At 44.1% G+C, this 766-nt stretch carries 1 rRNA gene; it reads right to left on the bottom strand.

The features are described 5' to 3' along the window. Positions 1-693: ribosomal RNA gene (locus BBG48_RS10830) — 23S ribosomal RNA — on the bottom strand; the annotation flags it as partial. Positions 694-766: the final 73 nt, after the last annotated feature.

The raw sequence follows: 766 nt of genomic DNA on the forward strand, positions 1-766 counted from the left end.
TGAACGCTCAGTTAAAACTCGCTTTCGCTACGGCTCCGCACCTTAAGTGCTTAACCTTGCTACTTAACGTAACTCGTTGGCCCGTTCTACAAAAAGTACGCGGTCACACAAGAAATGTGCTTCCACAGCTTGTAAGTGCAGGGTTTCAGGTTCTATTTCACTCCCCTCCCGGGGTTCTTTTCACCTTTCCCTCACGGTACTATACGCTATCGGTCACTAGGTAGTATTTAGCCTTGGAGGGTGGTCCCTCCTGCTTCCCACAGGGTTTCACGTGTCCCGTGGTACTCTGGATCATATCTGAAGTCTTCTCGTTTAACATACAGGACTATTACCTTCTGTGGTGGGTCTTTCCAAACCTCTTCAATTACGATACCTCTTCGTTATGATATGTCCGCAACCCCAATAAAGAAAACTTTATTGGTTTGGGCTAATCCGCGTTCGCTCGCCGCTACTTACGGAATCGAATTTCTTTCTCTTCCTTCAGGTACTTAGATGTTTCAGTTCCCTGAGTTCCCCTCATTAAGCTATGTATTCACTTAATGATACTTAGACATTACTCTAAGTGAGTTTCCTCATTCGGAAATCTTCGGATCAAAGTTTACGTGCAACTCCCCGAAGCTTATCGCAGCTTATCACGTCCTTCATCGGCTCCTAGTGCCAAGGCATCCGCCCTGCACCCTTAATAACTTGACCAGTTAAAAAGGTTTGATAGATTAGAAGCTATCAACTTCGATAATTTTAAAAAGTTATCAGCTTTATATATTAC

The sequence above is a fragment of the Criibacterium bergeronii genome (assembly GCF_001693775.2).
Classification (GTDB): Bacteria; Bacillota; Clostridia; order Peptostreptococcales; family Filifactoraceae; genus Peptoanaerobacter; species Peptoanaerobacter bergeronii.